The 18,586-nt window shown below is 39.9% G+C and carries 12 protein-coding genes; 6 read left to right on the top strand and 6 right to left on the bottom strand.

Annotation, left to right across the window (positions count from 1 at the left end):
• The first annotated feature begins 15 nt into the window (after positions 1-15).
• Entirely contained in the window at positions 16-690 is a 675-nt protein-coding gene (locus tag ASU03_RS14480) for a PilZ domain-containing protein (RefSeq protein WP_057832506.1), read from the top strand.
• A 55-nt stretch (positions 691-745) separates the two neighbouring features.
• Here ASU03_RS14480 and xseA read toward each other — a convergent pair whose 3' ends face one another.
• The gene (xseA, locus tag ASU03_RS14475) at positions 746-2,080 is read right to left on the bottom strand and encodes an exodeoxyribonuclease VII large subunit (RefSeq protein ID WP_057832505.1); all 1,335 of its coding nucleotides are present in this window, start codon (positions 2,078-2,080) and stop codon (positions 746-748) included.
• A gap of 362 nt (positions 2,081-2,442) precedes the next feature.
• Between xseA and guaB the strand changes: the two genes are divergently transcribed.
• From guaB to ASU03_RS14455, 4 genes are all read left to right on the top strand, one after another.
• The gene (gene guaB / locus ASU03_RS14470; protein ID WP_057832504.1) at positions 2,443-3,915 is read left to right on the top strand and encodes an IMP dehydrogenase; all 1,473 of its coding nucleotides are present in this window, start codon (positions 2,443-2,445) and stop codon (positions 3,913-3,915) included.
• A 278-nt stretch (positions 3,916-4,193) separates the two neighbouring features.
• Positions 4,194-5,771, top strand: a complete 1,578-nt coding sequence (gene guaA, locus ASU03_RS14465) for a glutamine-hydrolyzing GMP synthase (RefSeq protein ID WP_057832503.1) — start codon at positions 4,194-4,196, stop codon at positions 5,769-5,771.
• A gap of 363 nt (positions 5,772-6,134) precedes the next feature.
• Positions 6,135-6,488: a RidA family protein gene (locus tag ASU03_RS14460; RefSeq protein WP_057832502.1), complete on the top strand. Its 354-nt coding sequence runs from the start codon at positions 6,135-6,137 to the stop codon at positions 6,486-6,488.
• A 48-nt stretch (positions 6,489-6,536) separates the two neighbouring features.
• Complete coding sequence (locus ASU03_RS14455) at positions 6,537-8,081, top strand: protein adenylyltransferase SelO (protein ID WP_057832501.1); 1,545 nt, start codon at positions 6,537-6,539, stop codon at positions 8,079-8,081.
• A 20-nt stretch (positions 8,082-8,101) separates the two neighbouring features.
• Here ASU03_RS14455 and ASU03_RS14450 read toward each other — a convergent pair whose 3' ends face one another.
• From ASU03_RS14450 to ASU03_RS14440, 3 genes are all read right to left on the bottom strand, one after another.
• On the bottom strand, positions 8,102-8,884 hold the full coding sequence (locus tag ASU03_RS14450) for a LytR/AlgR family response regulator transcription factor (protein WP_057832500.1): 783 nt from the start codon (positions 8,882-8,884) through the stop codon (positions 8,102-8,104).
• Positions 8,881-9,903, bottom strand: coding sequence for a sensor histidine kinase (locus tag ASU03_RS14445; RefSeq protein WP_057832499.1), 1,023 nt, complete (start codon positions 9,901-9,903; stop codon positions 8,881-8,883). Before ASU03_RS14445 ends, ASU03_RS14450 begins: the two co-directional genes overlap by 4 nt.
• A 128-nt stretch (positions 9,904-10,031) precedes the next feature.
• Positions 10,032-11,900, bottom strand: coding sequence for a CIA30 family protein (locus ASU03_RS14440; protein WP_057832498.1), 1,869 nt, complete (start codon positions 11,898-11,900; stop codon positions 10,032-10,034).
• Positions 11,901-12,183: 283 nt separating this feature from the next.
• Here ASU03_RS14440 and ASU03_RS14435 point away from each other — a divergent pair, with 283 nt between their 5' ends.
• Positions 12,184-14,214 carry a RecQ family ATP-dependent DNA helicase gene (locus ASU03_RS14435; RefSeq protein WP_057832954.1) on the top strand — a complete coding sequence of 677 codons (2,031 nt, stop codon included), beginning with the start codon at positions 12,184-12,186 and terminating at the stop codon, positions 14,212-14,214.
• Positions 14,215-14,412: 198 nt separating this feature from the next.
• Here ASU03_RS14435 and ASU03_RS14430 read toward each other — a convergent pair whose 3' ends face one another.
• Together ASU03_RS14430 and ASU03_RS14425 are read right to left on the bottom strand one after the other, a co-directional pair.
• Positions 14,413-17,763, bottom strand: coding sequence for a collagenase (locus ASU03_RS14430; RefSeq protein ID WP_057832497.1), 3,351 nt, complete (start codon positions 17,761-17,763; stop codon positions 14,413-14,415).
• 201 nt (positions 17,764-17,964) lie between these two features.
• The gene (locus ASU03_RS14425) at positions 17,965-18,519 is read right to left on the bottom strand and encodes a hypothetical protein (RefSeq protein ID WP_057832496.1); all 555 of its coding nucleotides are present in this window, start codon (positions 18,517-18,519) and stop codon (positions 17,965-17,967) included.
• Between the last annotated feature and the right edge of the window lie 67 nt (positions 18,520-18,586).

Genomic DNA, 18,586 nt, shown 5'->3' with positions numbered 1-18,586 from the left:
AATTTTATTGAAAATATGGCTGGAAAAGTAATTCTAACCGATGCAACTAAACCCTCTGCTCGTCACTTAGCTTTTTTAAAAGCGGGTGCAGCTATCACTATTGATATAGCAACCCCTGCTGGTCAAAAAAGAAAGTTCCATACTTTTTATATTGGTTACTCGCCTAAAAAATATGTACTCATTGAATTTCCTGATGCAAGCAAGCTAGGCGCATTTTCTCAATATATTTGTCAAGGTACTGTGATCACCGTGCGTGGTCTTATTGAAGGTCGCGATGGTGCCGCGATTGCTTTTATTAGTAGTATTAGACAAACTTTGCAAATACCCTCACGTATTATGGTGTTAGATATCCCTAATAAGGTCACCTTACAGCAATTACGTTCCTCTGTGCGTATCGATACTCATATTCACGCGAAAGTAAAAATAGATGGTGTTTACTGGCAAACGACCATGACCAACATATCAGTTGATGGTGGTCAGCTAGATATTATTAATGGCGAAAAGTTGTTGTTGGCCGAAGATAAAATAATCGAGATTGTCGTGGTAATGGGCGAAGGGGAAATTAACCTTAAACTCAACGCCACTATTTGCAATATTAAACAACAAATTGATGGCGTATCTTTTGGTGTTAAATTCAACCAAGTGAGTAAACAACAAGTCATTGAATTGCTTTATCAAGGGCTAGCATAAGATCACTAACCTAGCTTGCCTTAACTTATCTAGACTTCAGATTAACTGACAAAGCTTAGATTACCCTAGCATTAATATGGCCATCGCTTAACTGCACGCTTATTTCTTCACCCTTACTCACCTGAGCAACCTTAGTAATAACGGCATTGTTTTTATTGCGCGTGACACTGTAGCCCCGTGCTATCGTCGCTAGCGGGCTGACAAGTTGTAATTGCTCAAGTAAATGCACAAAGCGTTCACTTTTATGCTGTAAAGTGTTTTGCATAGCTTGGCTAATTCTTTGCTTATTTAGGCTGACTTGTTGTTGCTGTAATTGAATCACCTTTGTGGGTGATTGCTGTAATAATCGTTGGCTAAGTTGAGCTGGTTTACCTTGTAGCTGGACAATATTACGTTTCATCGCTTGCTTTAAACGTAACGCCAACTCATCGGCTTTTTGTTGCTGTAATTGTAACTGTTGCTCGGGGTGTACTTGCGATAACCTGTGCTGTAAATAACTTTTTTCATTGCCTAAATGCGCTAGTGTCCCTTGTAGGGCTTTAATTAACCGCTGTTTAAGCATAACTACATGGTTAAGCAACTCATTACTATCGCTTGATACTAACTCAGCGGCAGCAGAGGGGGTGGCGGCTCGTAAATCAGCAACATAGTCACTTAGCGTGCTATCAATTTCATGGCCGACGGCGCTAATTACCGGCAGAGCACTTTGATAAATGGCCCGCACGACACTTTCTTCATTAAAGGGCCATAAATCTTCTAAAGAGCCACCACCTCGACCAACAATGAGGACATCACATTCTTGGCGGCTATTGGCCGTCTCAATGGCATGACAAATGTCGGCTTGCGCATATTCTCCTTGCACTAAGGCTGGGTAGATAATCGCTTTGATATTGGGATTACGACGTTTGAGTACCGTTAAAATATCTTTCACCGCTGCGCCCGTTGGCGAGGTGATAATGCCAACACAGTTGATATGTGCAGGTATTTCTTTTTTATGGCTTAGGTCAAATAAACCTTGGGCGTTCAGTTTGTTTTTTAATTGTTCAAACTGCTGACGCAAGATACCGGTACCTGCATCTTCCATATGTTCAATAATTAACTGGAAGTCTCCACGCGGCTCATATAAAGATACTTTAGCGCGCACTAAGACTTGTTGGCCATTCTTAGGTGTGGCACCATTACTTAATCGAACTCGTCTATTACTGCCCTTAAACATGGCGCATTTCACTTGTGACTTTGCGTCTTTCAATGATAAATACCAATGACCTGAGCTGGCGGCGATAAAGTTAGATACTTCACCGGTTAACCACACCGTATTTAGTTCACTTTCCAGTATAAAACGTACTTTTTTAGTTAATTCACTGATTTGTAAAATATGCTGTTGGCTCATAATGCAGAGGTAATAGTCGTGTTTTAGGCGGATAGCTAACGAGTATATCAAGTCTAATAAAATAATATCGAACTCATCATTGCAAAGGTAGCAGCCATATTTATCCAAGTAGTTATGCTTTCAAATAAATTTTATATTTTTACTCGCTATGTTAAATAAGTTGACACATCTGTCAATAATTAGCTAAGAGGCTAATAATTCAAATTATATTCTTCTAAAAGATATATTCCGGTACTTTTTTTTCGATGATTTATTGTGACTTGATAAAAGTTTAAAAAAATAGGTTTACCTAAAACAAGAAAACGGTTAAAATTCTGCCGCAATATTCACTCCCTAACCAACCTTTTTAGAGAGATGTTGCGATGCTAAGAATTGCCCAAGAAGCTTTAACTTTTGATGATGTGTTACTTATACCTGCCCATTCAAAAGTACTCCCACACACGGCTGATTTAAAAACTAAATTAACCCGTAAAATTAATTTAAACATACCTATGATTTCTGCGTCTATGGACACAGTGACAGAAGCGCGTCTGGCGATCACGTTAGCGCAAGAAGGTGGTTTAGGTTTTATTCATAAAAACATGACCATTGCCGAACAAGCGCAAAATGTTTCTCAAGTGAAGAAGTATGAAAGCGGTATCGTTTCTGATCCTGTTACGGTAAATAGTAACTTTACTATTGAACAAGTCATGCACAAAGTCGATGACTTAGGCTTCTCCGGTTTCCCGGTTGTTGATAATGATAACAACTTAGTTGGTATCATTACCGGTCGTGATTTACGTTTTGAAACGGATTTAAGCAAACCGGTATCGTCACTAATGACAGTAAAAGCAAAGTTAGTGACAGTAAAAGAAGGCGCAGCACGCGAACAAATTTTAGGTTTAATGCACAGTAACCGTATTGAGAAAATCTTAGTGGTTGATGATGCTTTTAAGTTAGTGGGTCTTATTACTGCGAAAGATTACCAAAAAGCTGAAGATAAGCCAGACGCTTGTAAAGACGAGCTAGGTCGTTTACGTGTTGGTGCTGCTGTTGGTGTTGGCGCAGGTACCGATGAGCGTATAGATGCTTTAGTTGCTGCCGGTGTCGATGTTTTATTAATTGATACGTCACATGGTCATTCACAAGGTGTATTAGATAGAGTTAGAGAAGCACGTAATAAATACCCTGACTTACAAATTATTGCCGGTAATGTCGCAACTGCATCGGGTGCAAAAGCTATGGCTGATGCCGGTGTTGATGCTGTTAAAGTTGGCATTGGCCCAGGATCAATTTGTACCACGCGTATTGTCACGGGTGTTGGTGTACCACAATTAACGGCCATTTCAAATGCAGTTGAAGGCTTGAAAGGTACCGGTATTCCAGTGATTGCTGATGGCGGCATTCGTTTCTCCGGCGATATTGCTAAAGCACTTGTTGCTGGCGCGCACTGCGTTATGGTTGGCAGCATGTTTGCCGGCTCGGAAGAAGCTCCCGGTGAAGTTGAACTTTATCAAGGTCGTTACTATAAATCTTACCGCGGTATGGGCTCTTTAGGTGCAATGGCGCAAAAAGATGGCTCAAGTGATCGATACTTCCAAAAAGCTGAAGGTGAAGCAGATAAATTAGTACCAGAAGGTATTGAAGGTCGCGTGGCTTATAAAGGGCCAGTGGCAGCTATTATTCATCAGCAAATGGGTGGTTTACGTTCATCAATGGGCTTAACTGGCTGTAAAGATATTGAAACCATGCGTACCAAGCCTGAGTTTATGAAAATCACTTCAGCAGGTATGGGTGAGTCACATGTACATGACGTGACCATCACCAAAGAAGCCCCCAACTATAGAACGGGGTAGTAAACTTGGTTGAGTTATTTTAGCTCAATTTCAGCGTTGCAAGTGGTCACTGACTAGCGTCAGCTCCGCGCTAGCGCCTTGAACTAGAACTAAAATACTCTCAACGTGAGGTTGCTAGTAAAAGATAATTGATGATGACGGAATTTATCATCAAAAAAAATTCAAATAGGCTGAGTATATCTAAAAAGAGATACTCAGCTTTTTACTTAATATACACCGCCCTAAATGAACGAGCTAAAGGTTTGTTCATGACGAGCGTTAACAGTAGGAAAACAACCATGAGCAAAGACATTCATGATCACCGCATACTAATATTAGATTTTGGCTCTCAATACACTCAGCTTATTGCCCGTCGCGTCCGTGAAATTGGCGTTTTTTGTGAGCTTTGGGCTTGGGATGTTACCGAAGAGCAAATTAAAGGCTTTAACCCAACCGGCATTATCCTTGCTGGTGGCCCAGAGTCAGTAACGGAAGCTAATTCACCACGAGCACCTGAATATGTATTTAATGCGGGTGTGCCAGTCTTAGGTATTTGTTACGGCATGCAAACCATGGCCGAGCAACTTGGTGGTGGTGTTGAAAGCTCTGACCATAAAGAATTTGGTTATGCTGCGGTTGAGCTCGTTACTCAGTCTGCGTTATTCAACAAAGTTGAAGATAGCGTGGGTGATAACGGTAATGCCTTACTCGATGTTTGGATGAGCCACGGCGATAAGGTCTCAAGTCTTCCAGACGGTTTTGTTACGGTTGCAAAAACGGCAAGTTGTGCTTATGGCGCAATGGCCAATGAGAATAAAAAATTCTACGGTGTGCAATTCCATCCAGAAGTTACTCATACTAAACAAGGTTTACGTATTTTAGAAAACTTTGTTGTTGATATTTGTCAGTGTGAAAAATTATGGACCTCAGCGTCAATCATTGATGATGCTATTGCTAAAATGAAAGCGCAAGTGGGTGATGACGAAGTTATCTTAGGCCTTTCAGGTGGTGTTGATTCATCGGTTGTGGCCATGTTATTACAACGCGCTATTGGCGATAAGCTAACGTGTGTATTTGTTGATAATGGTTTACTTCGTTTAGACGAAGGTCAGCAAGTGATGGATATGTTTGGTGATCATTTCGGCTTGAAAATTGTGCATGTTAAGGCTGAAGACAGGTTCTTAGATCGTTTAGCCGGTGAAAGTGATCCAGAGAAAAAACGTAAGATCATTGGTAACGTTTTTGTTGAAGTTTTTGAAGAAGAATCTAAAAAGCTTAACAACGCCAAATGGTTAGCACAAGGCACTATTTACCCAGATGTTATTGAATCAGCGGCTTCTGCTACCGGTAAAGCCCATGTCATTAAGTCTCATCATAACGTCGGTGGTTTACCTGAGCATATGGAAATGGGCTTAGTTGAGCCTTTACGTGAATTATTTAAAGATGAAGTACGGAAAATAGGTTTAGAGCTAGGTTTACCGTACGACATGCTTTATCGTCATCCGTTCCCTGGACCTGGTTTAGGTGTACGTATTTTAGGTGCAGTGAAAAAAGAATATTGTGACATATTACGTCGCGCTGATGCTATCTTCATTGAAGAGCTTCACAAGCACGACTTATACAAAAAAGTAAGCCAAGCCTTTACCGTATTCTTACCAGTACGTTCAGTAGGCGTAATGGGCGATCAGCGTAAATACGATTGGGTAGTAAGCTTACGTTGTGTGGAAACTATTGACTTTATGACCGCTCGTTGGTCACATTTACCCTATGATTTCTTAGGGTTAGTGTCTAACCGTATTATTAACGAAGTTGATGGCATATCTCGCGTAGTTTACGATATCTCAGGTAAACCACCAGCTACCATAGAGTGGGAATAATTTAATGTTAGACTCGTTAAATCAAACAACTTCGTTGTCGAAGGTACTCACTGACTAACGTCAGCTCCGTGCATTCTCCTAGAATTTGACTGATTTTCCATCGTCTAACATCTAAATTCTAATGCTCAATTTTTTATAGAACCTCATTGTTGAAAAACACTGGGGTTTTATTTTTGATTTATTTTAGTAAACTGCTGCTACATCAGGTATGAGAAAATTTTAAGTTTTGTTGAGGTGATAAAAGTAAGCTTCATAATCAGGGATGATTATGTAGAGCGCCCATGGATGGGTTTACCGCGTCTTACTTGTTTACCCCGCAATACTTGAAATTAGCCTATTAATAAAAACTTTGGAAAACACACCATGATTGAAAGACTAGAAACTAAACAAAGAATGAGTAGGATTGTTAAACATAAGGGTACTATTTATTTATGTGGCCAAGTGGCGGCCGATGCCAGTAAAGACATTACCGAACAAACACAAACCATGCTGGATAAGGTTGATGCCTTGTTAATACAAGCAGGTAGTGACAAAGAGCACATCTTATCAGCGACCATCTATGTTAAAGACATGAGTTACTTTGCTGATATGAACGCGGTATGGGATGCTTGGCTACCAGAAGGGCATGCACCAGCACGCGCTTGTGTTGCTGCTAAAATGGCTAGAGCAGCCTTACTAGTAGAAATTTCAGTGGTTGCTGCAGAAAAACAACAATAAATAGCGTACAATTTTATAAAAATATTGCCACCCACTGATGAGAAATAAATGCCCTTAAATCTAACGAATAGTTACTCGGCACTTGGACCAGCCTTTTCACAACAATCCCTACCAACGCCCGTGGCTAAACCCTCATTGTTATTATGGAATCAAGACTTAGCGAATGAGTTATCCATTGATTTTTCTGCTGAAAAAGACAGTGCTGCAATAGCGCAATACTTTTCGGGTAATAAACTGTTTTCGGGATCTGAGCCCATCGCCCAAGCTTATTCAGGTCACCAGTTTGGTCATTTTAATCCACAATTAGGTGATGGTCGTGCGCACTTATTAGGTGATCTTAGCGATAAGCAAGGTCAGTATTGGGATGTACAATTAAAAGGCTCAGGTACAAGTTTCTTTTCTCGACAAGGTGATGGCCGTTGCGCGCTAGGACCAGCACTACGTGAATATATAATGAGTGAGGCGATGTTCGCCTTAGGTGTACCCACCACACGCTGTTTAGCCGTAGTAGCTACCGGTGAAGCGGTTTATCGAGAGCAAGCATTACCTGGCGCCGTGGTTACTCGTATTGCCACTAGTCATATTCGTGTTGGTACTTTTCAATATTTTTCTGCTCGTAATGATATTGATTCCTTAAAAAAACTGACCAGTTATGCCATTGAACGCCACTTTCCCCAGCTTAAAGGCGTTGAAGGTGAAGCACTATCTGGCGAGCAAATAGTTGATTTCTTTGCGGCGGTAATCGCCAAACAAGTTACCTTGGTTGTATCATGGTTACGGGTTGGTTTTATTCATGGCGTGATGAATACTGATAATACCGCCATTTCAGGGGAAACCATTGATTACGGTCCTTGTGCGATGATGAACCATTATCACAGCGATACAGTGTTTAGCTCTATTGATAGAAATGCGCGTTATGCTTTTGGTAACCAAAGTAAAATAATGCACTGGAATATGGCGCGTCTTGCCGATTGTTTATTACCGCTGATTGATGAAGATGAGGACATTGCCTCAGCTAAGTTAGCGCCCTTGTTGCAGCAGTTTACCGATGACTTTAAGCAAGGTTATTTTATCATGATGGCGAACAAGTTAGGCATCGCTGAGTTGGAAGACACAGATCATGAATTGATCAATGATTTTCTAGGGATCATGGCCGAGAAGAAATTAGATTACAGTCAGTCTTTTGTTACCTTAGCCGAGAACTTAAGCCAGGAAGAGGTGAATAAGGTCATTACGCAAGTAAAGAGCCCAGCAAAGGGCCAAAGTGCTCAAGCAAGCGCTGATGAAGCTGGGCAAGCGCAAGACAAGTGGCAACAATGGTTAAAGCGTTGGTATATCAGAATTTCCGCCGATGTTAGTGGCGCTAAAGATTTGATGGCAAAAACTAATCCGTTAGTTATCCCAAGAAATCATCATGTTGAAGCTATTCTAGCGACTAGCCAAGCTTCTTATCAAAAAAATGGTGACTTATCAGACTTAAATAACTTTCTAGCGGTATTACAGCAACCTTATACACAATTAGATGATACTCACAATTATCAAGATGCACCCAGTGATGGAGATGAAAACTATCATACTTTTTGTGGTACTTAAGGCTCTTTATCAACGCTAGGTTATAAACTTAATAACTGCTTTAACTTATCAGCACCAGCGCGACTGGTGCTGAGTTCTGTTTTATCCTCATCATTCATGATCACCATTAATTTGCCATTAAACCAACGTTGAATCTCTTTAATTTTATCGATATTAATTAGGTAACTTCGATGAATACGTACGAAGTCTGCTGACGCTAATGATTGCTCTAAGCAGTCGAGTTTTTCTGATAAGTAATGATGCTCTTTACCATCCCAAGCTAAGCAATTACCTTGAGACGATTTGATAAAGAGTAAGTCACTTGGTGATAATATGGTCATGCGCTCACCATTTTTACTGACCAAGCGTTTAATCGGTGCGTTATTATTGAGTATATAGTGCTGTTCTTGTTGGGTTCTCTCTATCGTTAAGCCGGCCAAAAACTGTTTTTTTGCTTTATCTATAGCCGCTTTTAACCGTCCCAGAGGGAAGGGCTTTAACAGGTAATCAGTAGATGACTGTTCAAAGGCTTGGATGGCAAATTGATCATAAGCAGTGGTAAAAATGATCAGTGGTTTATAATCAAGTAAACTTAATAACTCCATGCCGCTAATTTCAGGCATTTGAATATCCAGTAACACTAAATCAGGTTTTTGGGTATTAATTAGCGCGACAGCTTCCTTGCCTGTGGTGGCAAAACCGACCACGTCAATATCTGCAATAAGACTTAACTGATGGGCGAGTTTATCTCTGGCTGGTTTTTCATCGTCAGCAAAAATAACGCGCATTTTATCTGGTATTTCCTTGCCCGTTAACTTATTCATAGCGCCATCTCCACCAGTACCGTCGCACCTGTGTTGTCTGCAGAGTCCTTGTCATTAGTGCCATTGCTTAAACTGACTTTACCTCGCGGCAGTTGTTGCATGCGCAGTTGCAAGTTTTTCATACCAATGCCCTTACCATAGCCTTTAGTTAACACAGCTTCACTAAAACCAGAGCCGTTATCACTGATCGATATTCTTAATATTTCATCTTTGTTTTTAGCGATTTTTTCTACTTTAATGGTGATTACCAGTTCGTTTTGTTGAGCATTATGCTTGACCGAATTTTCAACTATAGGCTGTAAAATTAGCGGCGGAACTTGGGTATTTAACAGCTCTGCTGGAATATCAAAGTTAACGATAAGTCGGTCGCCAAAACGCGCTTTTTCTATATTCAAATATTTGTCAATAATGGCAATTTCTTGTTGGAGAGATACACTGTTTTTTTCGCCGGTATCTAATGAATAACGAAGGATATCAGCCAATTCATGTAATACTTCATCAGCTAAATCTGGGTTTGAATGAATATAAGCTGAAATGGTATTTAAACTATTGAACATAAAGTGCGGGTTGAGTTGATACCTTAAGGCCTGTAGCTGAGCTTGTTTTCTGGCTTGTTTTTCCTGTGTTATCTTGCCTCTGCTTTCAATATATCGGCTAATAAAGTAGATAGGCGTGCCCCAAACTACGCCACCTAAAACTAAGAAGTTACCCAAAGAAAATGAATCACCAAAGCTTATTTTTAGAAATTTTTCCGTAATGAGTATACCTATGCTCATCATCATTACCGTGATGATCCATTCAATCAAGGCATTTTCAATACTTCGATATCTAAGTTTAAAAATTACATAAGCCGCCGCCCAAACAGGTAACCAATAAAAACTGACAAACCAGATTGTGGTCGCGAGTAAGGTATCGAGAGAAATCGTTGATAGGCCCGAAATAATCAAGCCAGCAGTATACATAAGATCAACGGCGAGTAAGGTAAAAAAACTGTATTTAAAAAAGGGCTGGCTTAACATTGTATACTCGATTTTATTGGGGGATATTGCCTAGTCATTTGATCACTAGGCAGTGTTTTAGTTCTACTAAAACAATTGAGCTAGCGTTAATCTATTTACGAGTTGAATTTTAACGCTAGCTTAACAAATTAAAAATAACTTATATTACTTATTTGTAAGGTGTTTTTGTTACTAGGCAATTGCTGCCCTGGCGTAGTACGCCACACTAAACTCAAACCCGCTAAGCTTTTTGCCGACCAATTTTTCTGGCTGCCAAAACCAAATTGCTGCAACTGATTAAATGGCACTTCTACTGTTGTCCAGCTATCACTTGGCTGTAGTGTGGCAGAAAAATGGTCCCAGTCTTGTACTTCGCTATGATAAACAGAAATGCCAAAGGGAACTTTAGATCCTTGGTAAGTTATTTTCACGCCCTTATATTGAGAAGCGTCAATGGGCGTATCAAACATAACCTGCATACCGGCCCAAGCACCAAAACCAGCGGGTTTACCTAATTGAGTATCTATAGATAGCATATTATCTTGCTGCGCTAGTTTTGCGGTTGATTGACCGCCCATCATGGTATCGCTTATCGCCTGCCACTGAATTTCGCCACTAAAGTCATCAATAGTTTTTTTCGCTGTACTGGCAATGGTTGTAGCGACGTTACACTGTTCACCATGTGGTATTAGCTTTTTATTTTTGGCAATCAGATCTTTTCTATCAATTTTTATCCCTGATTTATACACTGCTTGGATATTACTTAACTGGCTAATGTCGTTAAGCGGGTTTTGTGCGAGTAAAATAAAACTTGCTTGAAATCCTACTTTCAATTGGCCTAGCTCTGCTGCATTAATTATTTTGGCCGCATCTATGGTCGCTGCATTTATTACTTGTGCATTCGTTAAGCCAGATTGACTCAGCGCTTGTAGTTCATTATGCAGACCGCTGCCATGTAAAGTATAAGGGTTGCCTGCATCAGAGCCTGTACCAATGATAATACCGGCTTGGGCAAGTATTCGAATATTTTGAAAAGCAACTTGCCGTTTTTGCCAAATGATATTTTGCCATTTTGATGGTTTTGCTACTTTATCAAATAAACAATGTTGCAGTTTATCTGGCACTGTCGCTAACAAAGTTTTGTTACTGCTAACTTGCTGATGTTTATATTCGGCACTGTGATTTTGAGTTACAGCGAGTGTTGGTATGTAAGCTACCTTGTGTTTAACCATTAAATTAATAAATTCATCATCTACTGCTTCAGTAAATATGCCATGGGCTAAAGCGGTTGCTCCAGCTTTAATTGCTCTTTTGCCATCGACTAAGGTAGATACATGGACAAAGTAAGGCAGTCCAGCCGCTTTTGAACGTCGGCCAATTTCGGTTAGTTGGCTATCAGTCAGTGATGATCCATGACCGCCGAAGGTTTCAATAACCGCTTTGGTTAGATGAGGCTTGCGTGCCATATGTTGTTGCCATAAACCATCAATAGCCGCAAAATTAGTGACTTCTAAGGCACTACCACCAAACTGAGTGCCATGGCCACCAGGGTTGGTAAATAAGACGCCGGCGTAAAATAAGTTTGGCGAGATCTGTTTAGCGATTAATTGGCTGGCCTCGTTAAGGGTACTATCAAAGGAAAACAAGTCGACAATACTGGTGACACCTAAATACAGGTTTGAATTAAAATGAGATTCCACCGGTAAGTATTGAAACTCTTTACCGTAGTTGCTGCCTGATGCGCCAAGATGTACATGTAAATCAATAAAGCCGGGTAGGGCGAAGTTATTATGTGCATCAACAATCTTATCTGCGGTTTTGCTTTTAGCTTTACTGGAGGTTATTTCAATAATCTTGCCATCTTCAATATACAAGGTACTTGGCTGACTAAAAGCGCTTTGCTCCGCTTGGTATAAGCGAACATTGTCAATACGTAAGTCGATGGCTTGAACACTTAGGCTACTAATACAGCTAAGGCCAGCCAATAGACTGGTCATGGTCAGTGATGATTTTTTCATTTGTTAATCCCTTATATTTTATTTATTATTCTGTGCTATATCGTTGCAGCACTTTTGTCTTGATGGGATTAATTTAGCGCGTTAGCAGGGGCATGTCGGTCTACTTTCTTTGAACTGACATTATTTGCCTTTGAATCGACATAAAGACTGGTTTGATTATTTTAAATGGGCTGAACTAAGTATTTTTAGTTGATGCAAGGTATGATGAACAGATGAATAAGTGACTACCTTTAATGTGATAATACCCATGACCAACCCTACATTCGGCCAGCAAGCGCCAGCAATGACTCAGCAAGTCAGACAAATTAGCGAATTAGCGCCATCACTCAAAAAAATCTTTGGCTTTGATGGCTTTCGCCCAGGACAAGAACAGACCATTGCGCAATTATTAAATGGTCAATCTTCTTTAGCTATTTTTCCGACTGGCTCAGGTAAGTCCTTGTGTTATCAATTAACGGCGTTGCATTTGCCACATTTAACCTTAGTGGTATCCCCGTTATTAGCCTTGATGAAAGATCAACTGGCCTTTCTTGCGAGCAAAGGCATTAAGGCAGCAAGCATTGATTCGACTCTAAAAGGCAATGAAGCACAAACCGTGATGGCAGGGGTGCGTGATGGTGATATTAAAGTCTTGATGGTATCAGTCGAGCGTTTTAAAAACGAAAGATTTAGACAGTTTATTGAGTCCGTACCTGTGTCTATGTTGGTGGTTGATGAAGCACATTGTATTTCAGAGTGGGGTCATAACTTTAGACCCGATTATTTAAAACTACCGAGCTACTGCCAAGCATTAAAAATTCCTTTGGTATTGTTACTTACCGCTACGGCTACGCGTAAAGTGAAAATGGATATGGCCGCTAAGTTTGCTATTCGAGATGAACATATTGTGCAAACGGGCTTTTACCGCGCCAATCTTGATTTAAGCGTAGTGCCCGTCAGCTCAGTCGATAAAAACGCTTGTTTAGCGCAGATTATCGCTCAACAAAGTGCTCAGCAACAAGGCGCAGGTATTGTTTATGTTACTTTGCAACACAGTGCTGAAAAGGTTGCGCAATATTTATCGCAACAAGGCATAAATGCCTGTGCTTATCATGCGGGTTTTGATAGTGATACTCGCAGTCAGATTCAACAAGATTTTATGGCGGGTAAAATTCAAGTGATTGTCGCTACCATTGCCTTTGGTATGGGCATAGATAAAAGTGATATCCGTTTTGTTATTCATTATGACTTACCTAAATCCATTGAAAATTATAGCCAAGAAATAGGCCGAGCAGGGCGTGATGGCACGCCTGCGCAATGTTTTACCTTAGCAAACCTTGATGGTTTAAATACGGTAGAAAATTTTGTTTATGGTGATACCCCAGAGTATGCCGGTATTGAAATGCTACTAAACAGCATCAAAGATGAAGTAATAACGACTGCTTATGACAGTAAGTGGGAATTGCAGATTTTACAATTATCTAATGCTGTCAATATTAAGCAGTTGCCGTTAAAAACTTTACTGGTTCAGTTAGAGTTAGCTGGCGTGATTGAGCCACTGTACGCCTATTTCGCTGATTTTAAAATTAAGTTGTTAAAGCCGAAAGATGAAATACTTAATAGTTTTAATGAGCAACGCAAAGATTTTCTCCAGCGTATTTTTAACGCCACCGAGTTTAAGAAAGTCTGGGGCAGTTTAAATTTTGATCGCTTATTACAAGATAAAAGTATTGAGCGTAATAGGGTCATTGCTGCCCTTGAGTACTTGCAAGAGCAGCAACTGATAGTACTGGAAACTAAAGGCATGACGGAAGTATTTAAAATAAACCTTGATGAGTTAGCGGATCCTAGCTTGTGCCAAACCTTAAGTGATTACTTTAAAGATAATGAAGAAAAAGAAATAAAACGCATCGCCGCCTTAGTGCGTTTTTTTCAACTTGATACTTGCTTAACGGTAAATCTTGCCCGTTATTTTGATGATGATTTTTTTGACAGTAAGCGCCTAGATACGGATGACTCTGGTGAATCAGGCACAGTGCCACAATGTGGGCATTGTAGTGTTTGTCGTGGGCAAGTGGCGGTGCTTAAGCGCTCTCAAGAAAATACGCCATGGCCGAGTGATGAAACATTAAAACAGGGTATGACTGAATTAGCTGAGCGTCTTAGCGGTAAAATAAAACAACCTTTATCTTTAGAGAGTTACTGTCGCTTTTTTGCTGGCATGACAGTGCCATTATTTGGTCGTAATAAAGTAAGACAATTATCAGGATTTGCTATCTGTGAGCAACAAAGGTATCAAGCCATTCGTGATAAGTTGGCGAGTTTAGCTGATTAAATTTATCGAACTAAATATCGAGAAATAAATTAACTGTAAGTAGATAATGAAAAAAGTGGCTAACAATAGCCACTTTTTTATAACCGTAATTTACCGTTAAATTTTTAAAGGTAAATGTTTAACAATAAATACTTAATAGTAAAACAGTAGCAATGTTTATTTATATCTAATTAGCTAACATTGCTACCATCTCACCTATTACTCCGGTGTTGGGTTTTCACTACAACGATCGTAAGTACAAATGCCTCTCATTAATCTCACATCGCGTGAATTGATAACGCCATCTGCATTTAAATCAAATGATATATGGAGATCTTCACCACGGCGAAGTGCTAAACCAAACGCTCTGATGTCAATTCTGTCAACATCGCCATCGTTGTCCATATCGCCAATGACAACATCAGGTACATTGGGTTCAAAAAGCACATTAGTAATTTCATAATCGTTACTAGTATCTTCTTCTGTCATCACAGCCACACCAGCACAATGTCCACTTTCATCAGTAATAGCGGCACGACGGTTACCAAACCATTTCCAAGTAGCGATACTGTCGTAAGTCTCACCTTTTGCTAGTGTGGTAAAACCAAAGCTCTCACTTAGCTCACCAGTAACATTATCAACACGATAAACTCGCACAGTGTGATCGCTGTTATTAACAAAAGAGAAATCACTTTCAAATGGACCAACCAAATGAGGCGCTTGTAACGCACAGCTACCAATAACATTTGCTGCTGGAATAACCTCTGGTGTAGCGGCTTTAGCAACAATGGTTTCATCAACCGTAAAGCTACTTACCGCATTATTTAATACACCTATACTTAAGCAATTTAAATTGCTGTCAGTCACCATTAAGCGACGGTCACCATACCAAACATCGTTACTATAACTTGCCCCAGGCGCTAATATGCCATAGCCGTGGGTAAAGTCATTGGCACCACTGGTAGTAATAATTTCACCTGTGGTATTATCAATTCTAAATAAGCGTACCGGTGTATCAGAGGTATTGGTAATAGTGAATTGATGTGATTCATCCATGATCAAATGAGGTAGTGCTAAGTCACAACTGCCCATTTGGTTTAATTCAGGGATTTCATCAACAATAACATCTTTCACTAAATCAGCTGTAATGGTGAAAGTATTGTCATCTGCTGCCATTACCGCAACACCCAAACAATTCATGTTGTTATCGCTTAACATCATGCGATCGCCTACCGTCCAACTGGCTGATGTGTAAGTATCACCATGGTTTAAGGTTTTATAGTTTTTGCCAAAGTTAGTTTTACCGGTAGTACTATTTACCCAGAATAGTGAAACTGGCGTATCTGTGGTGTTAGTAAAGGTAAAGTTAGTTTTACTGGCATCATAATAACGCGGATATTGCTGGACTAAGTCACAGCTGCCAATGGTATCAGCTGCCGGCATTTGTGCAGCGATTGGCGCCACTGTTTCAGAGTTTGCTAGTACAAAAGTTTCAAATCCTGAAGCTGTGCGCAGTACTACCTCTTTAAGTGTAGCAACATAAGCATTGTTATTGCCTGATTGTAAGGCGGCAACGATAAGGTTTAAATCGTCTTTATGCTGTTCACCTAAATAACGCATGGCAAAATAGCCCCATTGATATAAGTCATCGTACTCATAATCCATAAATACGATGTTATATAAAGGAGGAATGGTTTCACCTTGTAAAGTCGCTAGGGTACGGGGATGTTCATTACCCATAGCCATGTACTCAGCCATGCCTTCTGCCCAAGCCACGGCATAATCAAAATTACCATAAGAGCCGGCTTTAATATAACGACCGTCAAGATAATGAGTAAATTCATGTCTTAGGTTATATATTTGATCAATGTACTGGCATGAGCCACCAAGCCAAGAATCAGGGCATTGCATGGCAATAAAACGAGCTTGGTTACCTTGAGCTGTTGGTGTGCCTTCTAAATACATACCGCCGTTATCAGTACTGATACCAAAAAATTCGCCAGCATATTTTTCATAATCTTCAGGGCTAGCAAAAGCAACTACTTCGATGTGTTCATTTAAATCGCCAGTTACGGGAATGCCGGCAGTATTAAAGAAGGCATGAAATTCGCTTTCTTGTAGTGCCATATCTGCACATGATTGTGCAAGCGTTGCTGGGCTGATTGAGCTTTGTGCACGTATAGTAATGTTATCAGTACAAGCATGATTTACCGTTAAAATATCTGCTACTTTAGGTGGCACAATACAGCTACCAAATAAGGCATCGCCTTCTTCACAACTACGGCCAGCGTTATCTAGATAATTCTTAGTCACAATAATGCTTGCTGTTTCTTGTGAAATATCACCAGTAACTTTACCGTGAGCTTCTAGAATAGTACTGTCAAAACGGGCTTTAGCTTCATCGGTAGCAATAGTGGAAATTTTACCCATGGCATTAAACGAATGAGGCATTATCCATTTTCTGTCATCTTCAGCAGACCAGCGCATATCAAGTGAAGTTTCACCTATAAATATAAATGAGCGCATAACAGATAATACATCTAACATATTCTCGTTATACGTGGCTTTAACTGGAGCATCACCATAATAGGCGGCAGAAGCAATAGCGCCCATTAATGCCATAGTGGTATCACCAGCATTGCTGATAGCGAATGGGTTACTTTGTAATGAATAGTATTGAATAAGGCCTAATAAATGCGGTAATTGATCTTTATAAAATGCTGCGCCCGAGTAGCGTTCTAAGTTTGTTAATGCATAAGCATAACCTTCTTGTATTACGCTACCGGCAGGACTGACAAAACCGGTCATTTGGGTAACCGCTAATAATGCAGTGCTTAACGCTTGTGCTTCTGAGTCCGTCATTTGCTCAGCATAATATTTATAAGTGGCTAAAAAGTATAATAACTGGTTAAGGTCCGGATCGGCTAAATCATCTGCTTCAGCAAGATAATGAATAGCTTGTGAAACATCAGTGATTGGGTCGTTCACAGCGCCGGCAATGTCTTTAAAACCACTATAATCAGAGGCTAATATTTCACTAATGCTAGCGCCATACTGGGCTTTAGCCGTAATAAGTGCTGCAGGTACGCTAATAGCAGTACTTGTAGGGTAATCATTATTATATTCCCCCATAGGTGGTGGCGGCTCTGGAATATCACCACCGCTAATGTTAATAATTATACTGGTTTGTTGAATGTTACCGCCAATGTGGAAGTAACGTTTACCAGCATGTGATACAAATGAAATACTTTCATCGTTGGTATCAGGGTTAGCGCTAGTCGCTTCGATAGTTCCGTCACCCCACCAAGTTCCTGTATAAAGAGAAATATCAGCATCAGAGCCAGTAAAAGTACCACCCGAAGTAGTAATGGTTACATCGCTATTATCATAAGGAACATCGACATATAAGTAATGACCATAATCAGTCATACAGTGTATTTCGTTAGCGGGAACTTCGCCTTGACGTGGCAATGTTTTCTCGCCACACATTTCTACAGCTTGGACATTGGCGATATTCATCGACAGTAACAGTGCGCTAGCAAGTAGCGACTTTTTAGGTAAAAATTTCATTGTAAGACCTATTTCAATTTTTGTTGTTTTTAATTGATTTTTAATTGATTTATATGAGTTTTATAGTTTTCAAGGTAGGAGCATCTATGAACCGAGAAAGCTGCCAAAACAACTTTCTCGGTGAAAAAATACATCCATGTATTACTATTTTACTTTTGTAGGCGTTTATTTAGCGGTTTACTTCGCTATATATGTGATGAGTTACTTAGCTTTACGACGGCTGCTAACTAAAGCAAAACCAGCTAACATCATCATAAATGCAGCACTAGGCTCAGATACCGCTACAGCAGCAGTCACATTCACTGAGTCAGCACCAGAAAAAGCGACAGTGTGATCAACAAAACTCCAATCGTCATAAAGATCTGAGATTGAGAAATCAAATGAGCCTGTGGCATCAGCAATCAAATTAAAACTAGCAAGTACAAAGTTACCTGCTGCAAATATTGAAGGGTCATCCGATAAAAAATTGAAATTTAAGCCAAAAGCTTCAGTCACTACTTCTAGGCCGTCAAGCATAGGGGTATCTATACTTAAATCTAGACCACTAGTTAATGAACTTTCTTGGTAAATCATCCCAGAGTTATCAAAGTTAAAGTTAAAACCAAAGTATGTGCTTTCTTCAAAATCAGTAGCACTAATAGTAACCAATACTGATTCGCCTACTGAAACCTCATCAGCTGAAAAGTCGATAGTTAATAAGCCAGCATTAGCATTAAAGCCGATAAGTAAAGTAAGCATAGCAATAAATTTTTTCATGGTTTTTCCTTTATATAGTTATTTTTATGAAGTGTTATTAATAAATTTTATTCATTGTTTAAAAAGA

Origin of the sequence: Colwellia sp. TT2012 (assembly GCF_001440345.1) — a bacterium.
Taxonomy (GTDB): Bacteria; Pseudomonadota; Gammaproteobacteria; order Enterobacterales; family Alteromonadaceae; genus Colwellia.
Note: the sequence above shows the minus strand (reverse complement) of the source record. Positions and strands in the feature narration are given on the sequence as shown.